The organism is Mesorhizobium sp. M0140 (assembly GCF_040322475.1).
Taxonomy (GTDB): Bacteria; Pseudomonadota; Alphaproteobacteria; order Rhizobiales; family Rhizobiaceae; genus Mesorhizobium.
Genome location: NZ_JAMYTM010000014.1, coordinates 137,072 through 153,485, shown reverse-complemented (window position 1 = coordinate 153,485; position 16,414 = coordinate 137,072). Strand labels below are relative to the sequence as shown.

The window sequence follows — 16,414 nt, the reverse complement described above, 5'->3', positions numbered from 1 at the left end:
GGGCTAATGGCGCCCTTGTGCGCAATGCCCCCACTACTCCCCAAATAAAGGAGGGTTTGGGACTCGCCCCCGTACACCGCCGGGGCGGCCGCCGTGGGGGCCGCGCGGCAGAGCTACGTCAAGCTGGTCGCCTGGCTCGCGGCCCGCACGCGCGACGTGGCCGCCGCCGAGGACGCGCTGGCCGATGCCTTTGCCGCCGCCCTCGAGCGCTGGCCGCGAACCGGCGTGCCGGAAAAGCCGGAAGCCTGGCTGCTGGCGGTGGCGCGGCGGCGCCGCGTCGATGCGGTGCGGCGGCGGCTCACCAGCGAGGCCGGCCGCGAGCATCTCAAGCTGATTGCGCAGGAGGCGGAGGCACGCATGACCGAGGAAGATCTGCCCGACGATCGGCTGCGGCTGATGTTCGCTTGCGCCCATCCGGCGATCGAATCGAGCGTACGTTCGCCGCTCATCCTGCAGACCGTACTAGGGTTCGACGCCGCGACGATCGCCTCCGCCTTCCTGGTCTCGCCCGCAACCATGGGCCAGCGCCTGGTGCGCGCCAAGTCCCGCATCCGTGAAACCGGCATTCCGTTCCGCGTGCCGGAGCGGGTCGAACTCGGCGAAAGGCTGGACGCGGTGCTGGAGGCGATCTATGCCGCCTTCGCCGAAGGCTGGTCCGATCCGGCCGGCACCGAAACGCGGCGCCGCAACCTGGCGACCGAAGGCATCTGGCTCGGCCGGCTGGTGGCTTCGCTGTTGCCGGAGGAGCCGGAGGCACTGGGCCTCTTGTCGCTGATGCTGTTTGCTGAGTCCCGCCGCGCGGCACGGCGCAGTGCCGCCGGCGACTTCGTGCCGCTGGCGGAACAGGATTGCCTTCTATGGGACCGCGCCCTCATCGATGAGGCGGAGGCGCTGCTTTCCCACGCCGCGTCCAAGGGCGTCATCGGCCGTTACCAGCTTGAGGCGGCCGTGCAGTCCGCGCATGCGGCACGAAGGCTCACCGGCCGCACCGATTGGGTGGCGATCCAGGAACTCTACGACGCGCTGCTTTCGATCGCAGGATCGCCGGTGGTGGCGATAAACCGCGCGGTGGCGATCGCCGAGGCCGAGGGCGCCGTGGCCGGCCTGGCGGCCCTTTACGTGCTGGGCGACGACAAGCGGCTTGACGAGTATCAGCCCTATTGGGCCGCACGCGCCGGTCTCCTGGCCAGGCTTGGTCAGGTACCGCAAGCCTGCGAAGCCTATGACCGGGCGATCGGCCTTGAGCGCGACCCGGCGGTGCGCCGGTTCCTGCAAGGTAAAAGAGCGGTGCTCAGAAATTGAGCTTCAGCCCGGCCACATCTCGTGCGAGGTGTTGAGCGTCTTCATCAGCGGATGGTCGCGCAGCCGCGCCCACAGGCGTTCAATGTTCGGCCATGCCGTCCGCGCGCTGTCGATGTCGGGATGCCAGGCGACCAGCATGACCAGACAGATGTCGGCCAGCGACATCCCGTCACCGACCAGCCAGTCACGGCCCTCGAGCGCGGCATCGAGAACGGCAAAGCCGCGGTCCATCTCGGCCACGGCCGCCAGCTTGACCGCCTTGGTGCCTTCGGGATCGGCCGTGTAGCGGTATGCGTAGTAGAAACGCAGCACCGCCGGATAGAGCACCGACGACATGAATGCCATCCAGCGCAGGAAATCGGCGCGGGCAGGCGAGTCTACTGCCGGCGCCAAATTGGCATTGGGATGACGCTCGGCAAGCAGGATGCAGATCGCCGCCGATTCGGTCATCGAGCTTCCGTTTGGCAAGGTCAGCACCGGCACCTGGTTCAACGGACTGATGTCGAGGAAGGCGGGATCGGGCCGGTCGGTCTTCGGCACGTCGATCTGCTCGAACGGTGCATTCGCCAGCACCAGCGCCGCCTCGACGACGAAGCCGCCGCTGCCAGGACGGGTGTAGAGCTTGTACATGAAATCCTCCCCCGGCCCGCGCAGACGGGCCGTGGGCGGTATGCACCGGAAGCAGGGCGCTGCTCAAGCCGGTGGCTGACGCCACGGGGATTTTTTCAGCGGGCCAGCTCAGTCACGGAGAAGCGTCGGACTACGATCCCAACCCTTCGAACAGGATCGTCGACAGATAGCGCTCGGCGAAGGACGGGATGATCACCACAAGGTTCTTGCCCTTGTTCTCCGGCCGCGAGCCGACGACGATGGCTGCCTGCAAGGCGGCGCCCGACGAGATGCCGACCGGCACGCCTTCGAGGCGGGCGACGAGGCGGGCATTGGCCACGGAATCCTCGTTCGACACTTTGACGATCTCGTCATAGATCGTCGTGTCGAGGATTTTGGGCGCAAAGCCGGCGCCGATGCCCTGGATCTTGTGCGGGCCGGGCTGGCCGCCCGACAGAACCGGCGAGGAGTCCGGCTCGACGGCGACGACATACACGGAGGGCTTGCGCTTCTTCAGCACCTGGCCGACGCCGGTGATGGTGCCGCCGGTGCCGATGCCGGCGACGAAGATATCGACTTCGCCGTGCGTATCGTTCCAGATTTCCTCGGCTGTCGTCGTGCGGTGGATTTCCGGATTGGCCGGATTCTCGAACTGCTGCGGGATGATCGCGTTGGGGATCGTCGCTGCCAGTTCGTCGGCCTTGGCGATGGCGCCCTTCATACCTTTCGGGCCTTCTGTCAGCACCAGCTCCGCGCCGAGCAGCGCCAGCATTTTCCGGCGCTCGATCGACATCGTTTCGGGCATCGTCAGGATCAATTTGTAGCCCTTGGCGGCAGCGGCGAAGGCAAGCGCGATGCCGGTGTTGCCAGACGTCGGTTCGATCAGCGTGGTCTTGCCGGGAGAGATCTTGCCCGACGCCTCCAGCGCCTCGATCATCGCCACGCCGATGCGGTCCTTGACCGAGGCGATCGGATTGAAGAATTCGAGCTTGGCGATGAGATTGGCGACGATGCCCTTTTCCCGAGCGAATTTGTCGAGCCGCACCAGCGGCGTGTCGCCGATCGTGTCGGTGATGGAATCGTAGACGCGGCCGCGGCCGGGCACGCGGGCTGATGTAACGGGCTTGTTCATTGGTTTCGCTCCCAGAATTTCAGGCAAGTGGATTTATTTCAGGCAAGTGGATTTGCGGGCAACATAGGACCTTCGACCGCGCAAGATAGACTGTCGATTGAAAATATCCGAGTGGGACCTGTGTCTAAAACAGTGCCGTCTCGGAAAAGCATTTCCCGCAAAGGCCTGTTTGCGAAATGCTTTGGCCGAAAGCCCGCTATTGGCGGGCGGCAATCGCTGCAGCGGCACCGACCATGAAGCCGGCAGCCGTACGGTTCAGCGCCTTGAGCGCGCGCGGCGACTTCAGGAACCAGCGCGCCTTGGCGGCCAGCGCCAGATACGGCACCAGCACCACCAGAAGCACGACGACCGTCAGCGCGACGAGAATGCCGTAGTCGGCCAGCGTAATGGTTTTCAGGTCGACGATGGTCGGCGTGATGGCGAGATAGAAGATCATCGTCTTCGGATTGCCGAGCGTGACAGTCAGGCCGGCGGCAAAGCTCGACAGCAAGCCGCCCTTGCCTTTTCTGGCCTCGACGGTCTCGGGCGTGATGCCGCTGTTCCAGAAGCGCCAGCCGAGGAAGGCGAGATAGGCGACGCCGAGCCATTTGATGGCCAGGAAAACCATGCCGAAACTCTGTGCAACGATGGCGAGGCCGAGCACCACAGCGGTCAGATAGGTGATGTCGCCAACCATCAGGCCAAAAGACATCGCCAGCGACGAGCGGAAGCCGGAGCCGAGCGCACGGGCGACCAGCGCGGTGATGCCGGGACCAGGAATCGCGGCGGCGATGCCGAGAGCGGCGCTGTAGGCGAGGAATCCGGTGAGGGTCATGGTTGCGGCCTTGCGCGACGCTGCTATCACGGCATCCTATCGCACAAAGCCCGGCGGGCGTGAATTCCCTGGAACTCGGATTCGATTGCACCACGCCTGTGCGAGTTGCGCTCAGGAACGACCGTCGCCATGGGTGACACGCCAGATGGTGCCGTTGCCGTCCTCGGTGACGATCAGCGCACCATCCAGGGCCACCGCCACGCCGACCGGCCGCCCCCACACCTCGCCGTTTGAGACGACGAAACCGGTGATGAAATCCTCATATTCGCCGGTTGGCTTGCCGTCCTTGAACAGCAACCGCACCACCTTGTAGCCGGTCCGGTTGCCGCGGTTCCATGAACCGTGCAGAGCGACGAAAGCATCGCCCTTGTATTCAGCCGGAAAGCTCTTCCCCTCGTAGAAGGCAATGTTGAGCGGCGCCGAATGCGCCTGCATCAGCACATCGGGAACGGTCGTTTTGCCGGCAAGATCGGGGCGCTCACCCTTGTGGCGAGGATCCTCATTGTCGCCGATATAATACCACGGCCAGCCATAGAAGGCGCCGTCCTTGATCACGGTCGCGTATTCGGGCGGCACATTGTCGCCAAGCGCATCCCGTTCGTTGACGACGCACCACAGCGCGCCGGTCGCCGGCTGCACGGTCATGCCCGAGCAGTTGCGCAGGCCGGTGGCAAGGATGCGGCCATTCTTGCCATTGGGATTGAAGGCCAGGACGCCGGCGCGGCCGTCCTCGGATCCCCATGTGGCGCCGAGCGGCTGCGACTTCGCCCAGGCGTCGAGGCCGCCCTTCGGTTCGTTGCCCATGCGCTCGGCGACATTCGATCCCGAGCCGACCGACAGATAAAGCGTCTTGCCATCCGGCGAAAAGGCGATGTCGCGGGTCCAGTGATGATTGGCGGGGATGTTGCCGACCATGGTTTCCGGATCGCCGGAGGCCTTCAAGTCGCCATTGCGGTAGGCAAAGCGCACGATGCTGTCGCTGTTGGCGACATAGATCCATTGCGGGTCAGCGCCCGGCGGATAGAAGGCAATGCCATAGGGCCGTTTGAGATTGCCGGCAAAGATGCCGCCCTGCACAGGGCTCGCACTGCCTTCCGCCAGGCGATAGATGCGGACCTGATTGGCTTTGCTGTCGGCGACGAACAGGTCGCCGTTCGGCGCGACGCGCACGACGCGTGGATTGTCGATGCCCGATGCAACCAGCTCGGCCGAGAATCCCGGCGGCAGTTGCAGCTTCGCGTCTGCCGGCATGTCCGCAACGCCGGCGCTGTTCGAGGTCGATCTGTTGGCATCGGGCTTAGGCAGATCATCCGGTCTGATCAGCCGACGTGTGCCCGGCTTGTCCGCTCGCCAGTCGCCGAAGGCGGCCGCACCTTTCAGCACCGGCTCGTCCGCCTGCTGCGCGAACGAAGCGGTCGAGAGAAACAGTGCGGCGAAAAGTGCGGGGCCGGCAAAACGCATCATGCGGTCCTCCAATGTTTGGACGTGAAACAGGAACGAGCGGTTTCGTCGATCGTTCCACGGCACACGATGAGGTAAAGGGAGCTTCCGATTTCCGGGTTCAGGTTCCGGCAGCGTAGAAATCGTCGTCGAGACGTTTTTCCAATTCGACGAGATCGGCCGGCAACGGCAGGCCCATGGCGCGCATTTCCCGCAGCTTTTCGCGCAGCTGCTCCTGGATTTCATGCTGGTCTTCCGGCTGGTTGACCATCTCTTCCAGCAACAGGCTGATCCGGGCCTTGAACTCTTCGAGCGCCATCGTCGTCTCCTCGGTTAGATCAGCTCAACGGAGCATGCGCGATATCAGCTGCGCGGTGTAATCCACCATCGGGACGATACGCGCGTAATTCAGCCGGGTCGGGCCGATGACGCCTAGCGCGCCGACGACGCGGGCATCCTTGTCGCGATAGGGCGCGACCACCAGCGAAGAACCGGACAGCGAGAACAGCTTGTTTTCCGAGCCGATAAAGATGCGCACGCCCGATCCTTCCTCGGCGAGGTCGAGCAGCTGGATCAGCCCGTCCTGTGTCTCCATGTCCTCGAACAAATGGCGCAACAGCTCGATATCGGCCTGGGCGGTGACGTTTTCGAGCAGGTTGGCGCGGCCACGCACGATCAGCCGCGCCGGCAGGCCGCTGTCTGCACCTGCCCACACCGCCAGCCCCTTCTCCACCAGGTCCTGCGACAGCGTGTCGAGCGCGGCCCTGGTTTCTTCCTTGATGCGGGCGATCTCGATCCGCGCCTCGGCCAGCGTGCGGCCGCGAATATGGGCGTTGAGGAAATTCGAGGCTTCGTGCAATTGCGAGACGGTGATGCCGGCGGGCAACTCGACGACGCGGTTCTCGACGTCGCCATTCTGCGACACCAGCACTGCCAGCGCCTTGGTCGGTTCGAGCTGGATGAATTCGATGTGCTTCAGCGCCACCTCGTTCTTGGCGGCCAGCACCAGGCCGGCGCCGCGCGACATGCCTGACAGCATCTGGCTGGCCTCGGTCAGCATGTGTTCCAGCGTCGCGCCCGAGCCGGACGCCCGAACCTGTGCCTCGATGGCGCGGCGCTCCTCGTCGGAAAGGTCGCCAAGCTCCATGAAGGCATCGACGAAGAAACGCAGGCCGGCCTGCGTCGGCAGCCGGCCGGCCGAAATGTGCGGCGCGTAGATAAGGCCGAGATGCTCGAGATCGCTCATGACGTTGCGGATGGTCGCCGGCGACAGCGAGGACGGCAGGATACGCGACAGGCTGCGCGAGCCCACCGGTTCACCGTCCCTGAGGTAGGAATCGACAATGCGCCGGAAGATGTCGCGGGAACGCATATCGAGCGACTGAAGCGCGGGCGACTGCGAAGCGGGATCGACTGCCTTGGTCATACGGCCAAAAACCTCCGGCCCAAGGATATAGACTTACACTGCACCCGCGCAACCCGGTGTCTTTGTGAGATCACCCGGTGTCTGTGTGAGATCACCCGGTGTCTGTGTCAGATCGTCAGGCCATTTTCCTTTGCGCCACGCGTCCCATGCGGTTACAAGCCGGCCAAGATTCCGAAAATGACAAGAAAGCAGCCTGAATGCGCCCTTCCAAACGCCAATTCGACGAAATGCGTGCCATCTCCTTCGAGCGCGGCGTCTCCAAGCATGCCGAAGGCTCGTGCCTGGTGAAGTTCGGCGACACGCATGTGCTGTGCACGGCCAGCCTTGAGGAAAAAGTCCCGGGCTGGATGCGCAATTCGGGCAAAGGCTGGGTGACGGCGGAATACGGCATGCTGCCGCGCTCGACCGGCGAACGCATGCGCCGTGAGGCTTCGGCCGGCAAGCAGGGCGGCCGCACGCTGGAAATCCAGCGGCTGATCGGCCGCTCCTTGCGCGCCGTGGTCGATCTGCAGGCGCTGGGCGAACAGCAGATCACCGTCGACTGCGACGTCATCCAGGCCGATGGCGGCACCCGCACCGCCTCGATCACCGGCGGTTGGGTGGCGCTGTATGATTGCCTGCGCTGGATGGAAGCGCGCCAGATGGCCAGCGTCGCCAAGGTGCTGAAGGACCATGTCGCTGCGATCTCCTGCGGCATCCATGACGGCCAGCCGGTCATCGACCTCGATTACATTGAGGATTCCGCGGCCGGCACCGACGCCAATTTCGTCATGACCGGCAAGGGTGGCATCGTCGAGATCCAGGGCACCGCCGAGGGCGAGCCTTTCTCCGAGGAGCAGTTCGCGGACTTGATGGGCCTGGCCAAGAAAGGCATTCAGCGGTTGGTGAGTTTGCAGCAGATGGCAGTGGCTTAGGATTAAATGCCGAGCTTGAACACCCCCCTCTGCCCTGCCGGGCATCTCCCCCGCAAGGGGGGAGATCGGATGTCGTTTCGGGCTTCGCTAATCTCTAACGTTGCAAAGGGCGCGGCGATGCGGAGGCTGCCAATCTCCCCCCTTGCGGGGGAGATGCCCGGCAGGGCAGAGGGGGGTGCCTCGTGATGCCCTCTGCCATCCTTGAATCAGCTCTCTACGTCAGCGACCTGACCGCAGCGGAAACCTTCTACACCGACATCCTCGGCCTCCCCCTCCTCGGCAAGGTGGCCGGCCGGCATCTCTTCTTCCGCTGCGGCCCCGGCGTGCTGCTCGTCTTCAACGCCGAGGCGACCAAAATCCCGCCGGCGTCCGACGCCAGGCTGCCGGTGCCGCCGCACGGCACGGTCGGCGAAGGCCATCTCTGCTTTGCGACGACCGCCGACGAAATCGTGCGCTGGAAAGAGCATCTCGAGGCGAAGAACATCGCTATCGAAAGCGAATTTGAATGGCCGCAGGGCGGCCGTTCGATCTATATACGCGACCCCTCGGGCAATTCGATCGAATTCGCCGAGCCACGAATCTGGGGCCTTTGATGCATTCTCTCGACGGAAAGAAGATCGTCGTCGCCAGCCATAATGACGGCAAGCTGCGCGAATTCGCCGACCTGATGGGGCCGTTCGGCTTCGAAGCCAAGTCGGCCAAGGAGTATGGCCTGCCGGAGCCTGACGAGACCGGCACCACCTTCGAGGAGAACGCCTACATCAAGGCGCTCGCCGCCGCCAAGGCGACCGGCCTGCCGGCGCTGTCGGACGATTCCGGCCTGTGCGTCGACGCGCTCGACGGCGCGCCCGGCGTCTACACCGCCAACTGGGCCGAAACCCCGGATGGATCGCGCGATTTCGGCATGGCCATGCAGCGCACCGAAGTGGCGTTGCAGGAAGTCGGCGCGGCCTTGCCGCAACAGCGCAAGGGACGCTTCGTCGCCGTCATCTGCCTGGCGTTTCCCGACGGCGAGGCGGAATATTATCGCGGCGAGGCCGAAGGCACGCTGGTCTGGCCGCCGCGCGGCGAACTCGGCTTCGGCTACGACCCGGTCTTCCTCCCCGACGGCTTCGACAAGACTTTTGGTGAGATGACGGCCGAGGAAAAGCACGGCTGGAAGCCCGGCCAGCCGACGGCGCTGTCGCATCGCGCTCGCGCCTTCCAGAAATTCGCCAAAGCGAGATTGGGCTCGACATGAGCATGCTGCTCGACCGGGCGCCCGGCTTCGGCGTCTATGTCCACTGGCCGTTCTGCGCGGCCAAGTGCCCCTATTGCGACTTCAACAGCCATGTCCGCCACCAGCCCGTCGACCAGGATCGTTTTGCCAGCGCCTTCGAGGCCGAGCTGGCGACGATGCGCGAACGCACCGGGCCGCGCGAGGTGACCAGCATTTTTCTCGGCGGCGGCACGCCGTCGCTGATGAAGCCGGAAACGGTGGCCAGGGTTCTGGACGCCGTGGCGAAGAACTGGACTGTGCCTGACGGCATCGAGGTGACGCTGGAGGCCAATCCGTCCTCGGTCGAGGCCGAACGCTTTCGCGGCTACCGGGCAGCCGGCGTCAACCGCGTGTCGCTCGGCGTGCAGGCGCTGGATGACAAGGATTTGCGCTTCCTCGGGCGGCTGCACAATGTCGAGGAAGCGCTGCACGCCATCGGCCTCGCGCGGGAAATATTCCCAAGGCTGTCCTTCGACCTCATCTATGCCCGCCCCGGCCAGACGCCGGAGGCTTGGGCATCGGAGCTGGGACAGGCGATCGGCCATGCCGCCGACCATCTGTCGCTTTACCAGCTGACCATTGAGGAAGGCACGCCCTTCCACGCCCTGCACGCGGCAAAGAAATTCATCATTCCCGACAATGACCACGCCGCCGACCTCTATGCGCTGACGCAGGAGATTACATCGGCGCATGGTTTGCCGGCTTACGAGATTTCCAACCACGCAAGACCAGGCGCCGAGAGCCGGCACAACCTCACCTATTGGCGCTATGGCGAATATGTCGGCGTCGGGCCCGGCGCGCATGGCCGCTTCGTCGAGAATGGGCGCCGCACGGTGACGATCGCCGAGCGGATGCCGGAAACCTGGGCCAATCTGGTCGAGGCCAAGGGCCATGGCGTCACCGGCGGCGAGATCCTGACGCGCTCGGAGGAAGCCGACGAGTTCCTGCTGATGGGCCTGCGGCTCGCCGAAGGCATCGACCTTTCCCGCTATGAGGCGTTCTCCGGGCGCGGCCTGTCGAGCGCGCGGCTGTCGATGCTGCAGGGAGAGGGGCTGGTAGCGCCGATCGGCAATTCGCGCCTGCGCGCCACGGCCGCCGGCATGATCGTGCTCGACGCCGTGGTCGCCGATCTGGCGCGGTAAGCTTCACCACGCCTTCGTCATAGCAGCAGAGCGCAGACCTTGGGATCCATGCCGCGACGAGGAAGAGGACTGCAACGGCACAGAGCAGAAGCTTGTTCTGTAGCGATCCTTCACACCCCCCTCTGTCCTGCCGGGACATCTCACAGATGCACCCCCAAAAATCTCCGAACCCGAGGATTGCACTTCTGGAAACACGCGTTTCACGGTATCTCGGTTGAGACGTCATCAGCGAAGGCCACCTTGATGAACCTCACCGTATCCTCCTGGCAATTCTGGGCATTGCTCTCGGCTGCGTTCGCGGCCCTGACGGCGATCTTCGCCAAAGTCGGCATCGAGAACATCAATTCCGATTTCGCCACCTTCATCCGCACGGTCATCATCCTGATCGTGCTCGGTGCGATCCTGCTTGCCAGCGGCCAGTTCCAGTCGCCGGCCACGATCTCGGGAAAGACTTGGGCTTTCCTCGGCCTGTCCGGTCTGGCGACCGGCGCGTCATGGCTCTGCTATTTTCGGGCGCTCAAGATCGGCAACGCGGCGCAGGTGGCGCCGATCGACAAGCTAAGCGTCGTGCTTGTGGCGGTGTTTGGCGCGGCCTTTCTCGGCGAGCGGTTGTCCGGAGCGAACTGGCTTGGCGTCGCCCTTATCGCGGCGGGCGCGGTGCTGGTCGCCTATCGAGGCTAGTTGCGCGCCGTTGCGGGCATTCTTTGTTTCAAGACGGGTGATGAAGATATCGAAGCGATTGGGCATCGTCCGGTCAGTGCTCCGTCGTGCTGTCTGGTTTGTTGCTGTCGGAAAGCCTGCCGTTCGTCGGCGAGGTGCTCGCGGTCCGCTCTTTGGTCAGGCTGTTCTCGGTCTTGGCGGGCGGGCGCCTGGCCGTGGCGGCAACGCGGTTGCGGCCGGCATAGTAGGGCTCGAAAGCGTCCTGTATCTTCAGGCTGTCCATCCTGTCCTCCTCCGGAATCAGGGGGCTAATCTGCCAACGCCGGTTTGGTTCCCCACTGTGGCAAAGGAAAGGCGAATTCCTTACATCGGCGTCAGCTTTGCAAGCCCGCGTCAGCCGTGCCAAACAGGGCTGAATGGAGAAGTCATCGGTGACCGCAGAGACGAGCAAGCGCAGCTATGTGGTCGGGCAGACCGAGATCGCGGCACGGCCATTGGAGCCGGCGCTCTATCTGGTGGCGACGCCGATCGGCAATCTCGCCGACATCACGCTGCGCGCGCTGGAGACGCTGGCCGCCGCCGACATCGTTGCTTGCGAAGACACGCGGGTGTCGCGCGTGCTGCTCGACCGCTACGGCATTCGCCGCCGCACCACGGCCTATCATGAACACAATGCCGGCGAGGCCGGGCCGAAGCTGATATCGGCACTTCAGGCCGGGCAGAGCGTGGCGTTGATCTCCGATGCCGGCACGCCGCTGGTGTCCGATCCCGGCTACCGGCTGGTCGGCGAGGCGCTCGACCACGGCATTCGCGTCGTGCCGATCCCCGGCCCATCGGCGCCGCTCGCGGCGTTGACCGCATCCGGCCTGCCCTCCGATGCCTTCATGTTCGCCGGATTTTTGCCGGTGAAGACCGGGCAGCGGTTGACGCGGCTGGAGGCACTGAAAGCCGTGCCGGCGACGCTGATCTTCTTCGAATCGCCGCGTCGGCTGGCCGAATCCCTCGGTGCCATGGTCGAAGCGCTGGGCGGCGAGCGAAAGGCGGCTATCGGCAGGGAATTGACCAAGACCTTCGAGGAGATGCGAACCGGCACGCTGCAGGCGCTGGCCGACCACTATGCTGCGGCCGATACGCCGAAGGGCGAGATCGTCGTCTGCGTCGGCCCGGCCGAGGCCAAGGCGGACGAGCCCGCCGATATCGACCGCCTGCTGCTGTCGCTCGCCGCCGAGATGCCGGCTTCCAAGGCGGCTGCGGAAGCCGCGAAAATGACCGGCGGCCAGAAACAGGCGCTCTATCGGCGGCTGCTGGAACTCAGGGAGATTTCTGGAGAAAGCGACAGTGGCTGAGCGCCCGAGCTCCAGCCGCCTGAAAGCCTATCGACGCGGTCATCGCGGCGAATGGCTGGCGGCGGCAGCCCTGATGATGAAGGGCTACAGGATTCTTGCGCGCCGCCACCGCACACGCTTCGGCGAGATCGACCTGATCGCGCGGCGCGGCGATCTGGTGCTGTTCGTCGAGGTCAAGGCGCGCCGCACGCTGATGGAAGCCATGGAGGCGATCGGTCACGAATCGGAGCGTCGCATAGAAGGCGCGGCTGACATCTGGCTGTCACGCCAAGCGGACTACGGCAGATTGTCGATGCGCTTCGACATGGTCGCGGTGCTGCCCTGGCGCTGGCCGGTGCATGTCGAGAACGCGTTTTACGGAAGGAATTGAGGGAGCGTCCCTCCTTCATTCGTCATCCACGGGCGGAGCAGGAGCGAAGCTCCGTCGCGGAGACCCGAGGATCCATGCCGCGACCTCTAACCGCCTCTACGGTGCAGGAATTGGGAGACTTTTCGCCGGATTTGGCGAGCTTGGCGATGGCTATTCTCGATCGCCGAACCCTCCGATCGACGTCACGGCATGGATCCTCGGGTCTGCGCTGCGTCGCTACGCTCCTTGCTCCGCCCGTGGATGACGAAGCGTAGGGTCCGCTTCGCGGATCACTCCTCACCCCCAAACCATCAGCGCCGCCAGCCCGACAATACCCACCACCAGCCGCCACCAGCCGAACAGCGAGTAGCCGTTGCGCGAGACGTAATCGAGCAGGAAGCGTACGACTATGAGCGCCGTGACGAAGGCGGCGACGAAGCCGACGGCGATGATCGGCAGGTCGGCGCTGCTCAGCACGTTGCGGTTCTTGAACAGGTCGAAGGCGAAGGCGCCGACCATGGTCGGGATCGCAAGGAAGAAGGAAAATTCCGCGGCCGCGCGCTTATCGACGCCCAAAAGCAGGGCGCCGACGATGGTCGAGCCCGAACGCGATGTGCCGGGAATGAGCGACAGGCACTGGAAAAGCCCGATCTGCAGGTAAAGCCGGGTCGGGAAGCGCTCGACATCGCGGTAGACCGGCTTGAGGTTCATGCGGTCCACCGCCAGCAGTACGACGCCGCCGATGATCAGCATGATGCAGATCAGCCTCGGCGATTCGAACAGCACCGTCTTGATGAAATCATGCGCCAGCGCGCCGATGATCGCCGCCGGCAGGAAGGCGATCAGGATGCCGATGGCGAAATGCCGCGTCAGCCGGTCATGCGGCAGGTCGAGCAGCATCTTCCACAGCCGGCGGAAATAGACGCTGAGGATCGCCAGGATGGCGCCGAGCTGGATCAGGATCTCGAAGGCCTTGCCGGTCGAATGGAAGCCGAGGAAATGACCGGCAAGCAGAATATGGCCGGTCGACGACACCGGGATGAACTCGGTCAGCCCCTCCAGCAGGCCGAGCAGCAGGGCTTCGACGATGGTCTGGCTTTCCATGGCTACCTCGGCATTGGCGTGACGGCTGACAGAAGGGCTTGCTTGTCATGGCGTTGAAGTCCCCCTATAGGTCGCAACACCCTGACGGCCCGCTAACCGGGCGGCCAAGACTTACCGGTGCGCCCTGCGATTCGCCAGTGCGCTTTATCATCGCGGAACCATGCTGACGCTTTTCCACCATCCCATGTTCGCCACCTGTCGCTTCGTCCGCCTCGCATTCGGCGAGTATGGCGAGGAGCTGGCTTTGATCGAGGAAAAGCCGTGGACCCGGCGCAAGGAGTTCCTGGCGCTGAACCCGGCCGGCACGCTGCCGATCCTGCTGGCCGAAGGCGACGTGCCGATCGTCGGCGCGACGGTCATATCGGAATATCTCGATGAAACGCGCGGCGTGCTGAAGCGCGACAAGCGGCTGTTCGCCGAAGACCCGATGCAGCGCGCCGAAATCCGCCGGCTGATCGACTGGTACCTCAACAAGGCTGAAAGCGAAGTCACCCGCCATCTGGTGCGCGAGCGCGTGCTGAAGCCGGTCATGCCGGAAACGGCGGGCGGCGGCTCGCCCGATTCGGGCGCGATCCGTGCCGCGCGCGCCAACATCCGCCAGCACATGAAATACACCAACTGGCTGGCCGGCACCCGCCATTGGCTGGCCGGTTCGAGGGTCACCTATGCCGATCTCGCGGCCGCGGCGACGCTGTCGGTGCTCGATTATCTCGGCGAGATCGACTGGCGCGAGCACAGCGCTGCACGCGAATGGTACACACGGGTCAAGTCGCGGCCCTCTTTCCGGCCGCTTTTGACCGACCGGGTGCGTGGCCTGTCACCGGTGTCGCACTATGCGGACCTCGACTTCTGACGCCGCAAAACTGCGCGCGCTGATCGACGCGGAGGCGCAGCGCGCCGGCTTCGATGCCGTCGCCGTCACCTCCCCCGATGCGATCCCGCTGGCGCCGGCGCGCCTGGCCGAATTCGTCGCCGATGGCTTTCACGGCTCGATGGACTGGATCGCCGAGACGCTGCAACGCCGGGCCGAACCGGCGGCACTGTGGCCGCAGGTGCGGTCGATCGTCGTGCTGGCGATGAACTACGGCCCCGACCATGATCCGCGCGGCGTGCTGGCCAAGCGCGACCGTGGCGCCATCTCGGTCTATGCGCAAAACCGCGACTATCACGATGTGATGAAGGGGCGGCTGAAGGAGATCGCCGGCAAGCTCGTGGCGCGCGCCGGCGGTGATGTGAAGGTGTTCGTCGACACTGCGCCGGTGATGGAAAAGCCGCTGGCCGAGGCCGCCGGGCTCGGCTGGCAAGGCAAGCACACCAATCTGGTCAGCCGCGAGCACGGCTCCTGGCTGTTCCTCGGCACTATCTTCACCACAGCCGAACTCGTGCCCGGCCGCGCCGAGATCGATCATTGCGGCTCCTGCCGCGCCTGCCTCGACGCGTGCCCGACGGATGCTTTTCCGGCGCCCTACCGGCTCGATGCGCGGCGCTGCATTTCCTATCTCACCATCGAGAACAAGGGGCCGATCCCGCATGAGTTCCGTGAAAAGATCGGCAACCGCATCTATGGCTGCGACGATTGTCTTGCCGCCTGCCCGTGGAACAAATTCGCCAAGGCGGCTTCCGAAGCAAAACTCGTCGCGCGCGATGATTTGCGCCAGCCGCCGCTCGCCGACCTTTTGGGTCTCGATGACGCGGCCTTCCGCGCATTCTTCTCCGGTTCGCCGATAAAACGTATCGGCCGCGACCGGTTCATTCGCAACGTGCTGATCGCCGCCGGCACTTCCGGCGATGCCTCTCTTGCCGACACCGTGCGCGCCTTGCTGGACGATGCCTCGCCGCTGGTGCGGGGCGCGGCAATATGGGCGCTGGCGCGGCTGGTGCCCGATGCCGAATATTCAGAAAGGGCAGCCATCGGCCTGAAAACCGAGAGCGACGAAGCCGTGCGCGACGAATGGCGTCTGGCGCGGCCAATCAGGGCGAATGCATGAGCGAAAAGCAGATATTCATCTTCGGCGCCGGCTATTCCGGCAGGGCTTTTGCTCGGGCTAACAAAGGCGCCGCGACGATCTTCGGCACGACACGCTCGCCGGAGAAATTCGAGACGCTGCGGCAGGCCGGCATCGCGCCGCTCCTGTTCGACGGCGCGATGACCGGCGAAATCGGTGATGCATTGGGAAAAACAACGCATCTGCTGATTTCGATTGCCCCGGAAGAGGCCGGCGATCCCGTTTTGAAGGCCGCGCGAGCGGCAATCGCTCAAATGCCTTTGCTGGAATGGATCGGTTATCTCTCTACGGTCGGGGTTTATGGCAATTATGACGGCGCCTGGGTTGATGAAACGGCTGAATGCCGGCCGGTGTCGAAGCGCTCGGTGATGCGGGTTGCCGCCGAACAGGACTGGCTGGAGCTGGGCCGCGAGATCGGCCGACCGGGAGCGATCCTGCGCCTGTCCGGCATCTACGGCCCCGGCCGCAACGCGCTGGTCAATCTGGAAAACGGCACCGCAAGGCGGCTGGTCAAGCCGGACCAGGTGTTCAACCGCATCCATTGCGAGGACATTGCAGGCGCGCTGTGGCAGCTTATCGATGGCAACAAAGGCGGCATCTTCAACGTCACCGACGATCTGCCGGCGCCGCCGCAGGATGTCGTCGCCTATGCCGCTTCCCTGATGGGTGTCGAACCGCCTCCCGAAATTCCCTTCGACGCCGCCCAACTTTCGCCCATGGCGCGGTCCTTCTATGGCGAGAACAAGCGTGTCGCCAACGCGGCGATCAAGGCGGCGGGCTATTCCCTGCGCTTTCGCGACTACCGCGCCGCCTTCGATCATATGTGGGCAAGCGGCGATTGGCGTGACGGCGAAGCGCGCAGCCCGATGAAGCGCTGACGATCGAAGCCGCGGGCGCGGGGTGCTATGATTC

General features: G+C 64.6%; 19 protein-coding genes. 11 read left to right on the top strand and 8 right to left on the bottom strand.

Going from position 1 to position 16,414, the window contains the following annotated elements; translation table 11 throughout:
- The first annotated feature begins 93 nt into the window (after window positions 1-93).
- A complete protein-coding gene (locus NKJ37_RS16565) occupies window positions 94-1,302 on the top strand; it encodes an RNA polymerase sigma factor (RefSeq protein ID WP_352774379.1) in 1,209 nt (402 codons plus the stop codon).
- Between the two features lie 3 nt (window positions 1,303-1,305).
- On the opposite strand, the gene NKJ37_RS16560 is transcribed toward NKJ37_RS16565, so the two are convergent.
- The 6 genes from NKJ37_RS16560 to hrcA form a co-directional block, all read right to left on the bottom strand.
- Entirely contained in the window at window positions 1,306-1,932 is a 627-nt protein-coding gene (locus NKJ37_RS16560; protein ID WP_352774378.1) for a glutathione S-transferase family protein, read from the bottom strand.
- Between the two features lie 130 nt (window positions 1,933-2,062).
- On the bottom strand, window positions 2,063-3,043 hold the full coding sequence (gene cysK / locus NKJ37_RS16555; protein ID WP_352774376.1) for a cysteine synthase A: 981 nt from the start codon (window positions 3,041-3,043) through the stop codon (window positions 2,063-2,065).
- A 196-nt stretch (window positions 3,044-3,239) separates the two neighbouring features.
- On the bottom strand, window positions 3,240-3,857 hold the full coding sequence (locus NKJ37_RS16550; RefSeq protein WP_352554338.1) for a LysE family translocator: 618 nt from the start codon (window positions 3,855-3,857) through the stop codon (window positions 3,240-3,242).
- A 111-nt stretch (window positions 3,858-3,968) separates the two neighbouring features.
- Window positions 3,969-5,321, bottom strand: coding sequence for a PQQ-dependent sugar dehydrogenase (locus tag NKJ37_RS16545; protein ID WP_352774374.1), 1,353 nt, complete (start codon window positions 5,319-5,321; stop codon window positions 3,969-3,971).
- Between the two features lie 97 nt (window positions 5,322-5,418).
- On the bottom strand, window positions 5,419-5,616 hold the full coding sequence (locus tag NKJ37_RS16540) for a hypothetical protein (RefSeq protein WP_013528634.1): 198 nt from the start codon (window positions 5,614-5,616) through the stop codon (window positions 5,419-5,421).
- A gap of 24 nt (window positions 5,617-5,640) precedes the next feature.
- A complete protein-coding gene (gene hrcA, locus NKJ37_RS16535; protein WP_027040272.1) occupies window positions 5,641-6,723 on the bottom strand; it encodes a heat-inducible transcriptional repressor HrcA in 1,083 nt (360 codons plus the stop codon).
- A 197-nt stretch (window positions 6,724-6,920) separates the two neighbouring features.
- Between hrcA and rph the strand changes: the two genes are divergently transcribed.
- The 5 genes from rph to NKJ37_RS16510 all read left to right on the top strand — a co-directional run bounded on the left by rph (window position 6,921) and on the right by NKJ37_RS16510 (window position 10,718).
- Window positions 6,921-7,637 carry a ribonuclease PH gene (gene rph / locus NKJ37_RS16530; RefSeq protein WP_013528632.1) on the top strand — a complete coding sequence of 239 codons (717 nt, stop codon included), beginning with the start codon at window positions 6,921-6,923 and terminating at the stop codon, window positions 7,635-7,637.
- Between the two features lie 182 nt (window positions 7,638-7,819).
- A complete protein-coding gene (locus NKJ37_RS16525; RefSeq protein ID WP_352774373.1) occupies window positions 7,820-8,230 on the top strand; it encodes a VOC family protein in 411 nt (136 codons plus the stop codon).
- Window positions 8,230-8,877, top strand: coding sequence for an RdgB/HAM1 family non-canonical purine NTP pyrophosphatase (rdgB, locus tag NKJ37_RS16520; RefSeq protein ID WP_352774371.1), 648 nt, complete (start codon window positions 8,230-8,232; stop codon window positions 8,875-8,877). The genes NKJ37_RS16525 and rdgB overlap by 1 nt, the downstream gene beginning before the upstream one ends.
- Window positions 8,874-10,037, top strand: coding sequence for a radical SAM family heme chaperone HemW (gene hemW, locus NKJ37_RS16515; RefSeq protein WP_352774369.1), 1,164 nt, complete (start codon window positions 8,874-8,876; stop codon window positions 10,035-10,037). The genes rdgB and hemW overlap by 4 nt, the downstream gene beginning before the upstream one ends.
- 243 nt (window positions 10,038-10,280) lie before the next feature.
- Window positions 10,281-10,718: an EamA family transporter gene (locus NKJ37_RS16510; RefSeq protein WP_127297006.1), complete on the top strand. Its 438-nt coding sequence runs from the start codon at window positions 10,281-10,283 to the stop codon at window positions 10,716-10,718.
- Window positions 10,719-10,791: 73 nt separating this feature from the next.
- On the opposite strand, the gene NKJ37_RS16505 is transcribed toward NKJ37_RS16510, so the two are convergent.
- Window positions 10,792-10,980 (bottom strand): hypothetical protein, encoded by a 189-nt coding sequence (locus NKJ37_RS16505; RefSeq protein WP_352774368.1) that lies wholly within the window; start codon window positions 10,978-10,980, stop codon window positions 10,792-10,794.
- A gap of 133 nt (window positions 10,981-11,113) precedes the next feature.
- On the opposite strand from NKJ37_RS16505, the gene rsmI reads away from it, so the two are divergent.
- Together rsmI and NKJ37_RS16495 are read left to right on the top strand one after the other, a co-directional pair.
- On the top strand, window positions 11,114-12,043 hold the full coding sequence (gene rsmI, locus NKJ37_RS16500) for a 16S rRNA (cytidine(1402)-2'-O)-methyltransferase (protein WP_352774367.1): 930 nt from the start codon (window positions 11,114-11,116) through the stop codon (window positions 12,041-12,043).
- The gene (locus NKJ37_RS16495) at window positions 12,036-12,413 is read left to right on the top strand and encodes a YraN family protein (RefSeq protein WP_128305282.1); all 378 of its coding nucleotides are present in this window, start codon (window positions 12,036-12,038) and stop codon (window positions 12,411-12,413) included. The genes rsmI and NKJ37_RS16495 overlap by 8 nt, the downstream gene beginning before the upstream one ends.
- Before the next feature lie 276 nt (window positions 12,414-12,689).
- Here NKJ37_RS16495 and NKJ37_RS16490 read toward each other — a convergent pair whose 3' ends face one another.
- A complete protein-coding gene (locus tag NKJ37_RS16490; RefSeq protein WP_352613490.1) occupies window positions 12,690-13,496 on the bottom strand; it encodes an undecaprenyl-diphosphate phosphatase in 807 nt (268 codons plus the stop codon).
- 160 nt (window positions 13,497-13,656) lie between these two features.
- Between NKJ37_RS16490 and NKJ37_RS16485 the strand changes: the two genes are divergently transcribed.
- The 3 genes from NKJ37_RS16485 to NKJ37_RS16475 are packed head-to-tail and all read left to right on the top strand — an operon-like array spanning window position 13,657 to window position 16,380.
- Window positions 13,657-14,349: a glutathione S-transferase family protein gene (locus tag NKJ37_RS16485; RefSeq protein WP_013528622.1), complete on the top strand. Its 693-nt coding sequence runs from the start codon at window positions 13,657-13,659 to the stop codon at window positions 14,347-14,349.
- Window positions 14,330-15,484 (top strand): tRNA epoxyqueuosine(34) reductase QueG, encoded by a 1,155-nt coding sequence (queG, locus tag NKJ37_RS16480; protein ID WP_352774366.1) that lies wholly within the window; start codon window positions 14,330-14,332, stop codon window positions 15,482-15,484. Before NKJ37_RS16485 ends, queG begins: the two co-directional genes overlap by 20 nt.
- Window positions 15,481-16,380, top strand: coding sequence for an SDR family oxidoreductase (locus tag NKJ37_RS16475; RefSeq protein ID WP_352774364.1), 900 nt, complete (start codon window positions 15,481-15,483; stop codon window positions 16,378-16,380). The genes queG and NKJ37_RS16475 overlap by 4 nt, the downstream gene beginning before the upstream one ends.
- Window positions 16,381-16,414: the final 34 nt, after the last annotated feature.

Excerpts from the sequence above, each read along its gene's own strand:
- NKJ37_RS16540 (WP_013528634.1), bottom strand. The coding sequence starts at position 5,616 with ATGGCGCTCGAAGAGTTCAAGGCCCGGATCAGCCTGTTGCTGGAAGAG.
- hrcA (WP_027040272.1), bottom strand. The coding sequence starts at position 6,723 with ATGACCAAGGCAGTCGATCCCGCTTCGCAGTCGCCCGCGCTTCAGTCG.
- rdgB (WP_352774371.1), top strand. The coding sequence starts at position 8,230 with ATGCATTCTCTCGACGGAAAGAAGATCGTCGTCGCCAGCCATAATGAC.
- rph (WP_013528632.1), top strand. The coding sequence starts at position 6,921 with ATGCGCCCTTCCAAACGCCAATTCGACGAAATGCGTGCCATCTCCTTC.
- NKJ37_RS16550 (WP_352554338.1), bottom strand. The coding sequence starts at position 3,857 with ATGACCCTCACCGGATTCCTCGCCTACAGCGCCGCTCTCGGCATCGCC.
- hemW (WP_352774369.1), top strand. The coding sequence starts at position 8,874 with ATGAGCATGCTGCTCGACCGGGCGCCCGGCTTCGGCGTCTATGTCCAC.
- NKJ37_RS16490 (WP_352613490.1), bottom strand. The coding sequence starts at position 13,496 with ATGGAAAGCCAGACCATCGTCGAAGCCCTGCTGCTCGGCCTGCTGGAG.
- rsmI (WP_352774367.1), top strand. The coding sequence starts at position 11,114 with ATGGAGAAGTCATCGGTGACCGCAGAGACGAGCAAGCGCAGCTATGTG.
- NKJ37_RS16485 (WP_013528622.1), top strand. The coding sequence starts at position 13,657 with ATGCTGACGCTTTTCCACCATCCCATGTTCGCCACCTGTCGCTTCGTC.
- NKJ37_RS16475 (WP_352774364.1), top strand. The coding sequence starts at position 15,481 with ATGAGCGAAAAGCAGATATTCATCTTCGGCGCCGGCTATTCCGGCAGG.
- NKJ37_RS16510 (WP_127297006.1), top strand. The coding sequence starts at position 10,281 with ATGAACCTCACCGTATCCTCCTGGCAATTCTGGGCATTGCTCTCGGCT.
- queG (WP_352774366.1), top strand. The coding sequence starts at position 14,330 with ATGCGGACCTCGACTTCTGACGCCGCAAAACTGCGCGCGCTGATCGAC.
- NKJ37_RS16545 (WP_352774374.1), bottom strand. The coding sequence starts at position 5,321 with ATGATGCGTTTTGCCGGCCCCGCACTTTTCGCCGCACTGTTTCTCTCG.
- NKJ37_RS16505 (WP_352774368.1), bottom strand. The coding sequence starts at position 10,980 with ATGGACAGCCTGAAGATACAGGACGCTTTCGAGCCCTACTATGCCGGC.
- cysK (WP_352774376.1), bottom strand. The coding sequence starts at position 3,043 with ATGAACAAGCCCGTTACATCAGCCCGCGTGCCCGGCCGCGGCCGCGTC.
- NKJ37_RS16560 (WP_352774378.1), bottom strand. The coding sequence starts at position 1,932 with ATGTACAAGCTCTACACCCGTCCTGGCAGCGGCGGCTTCGTCGTCGAG.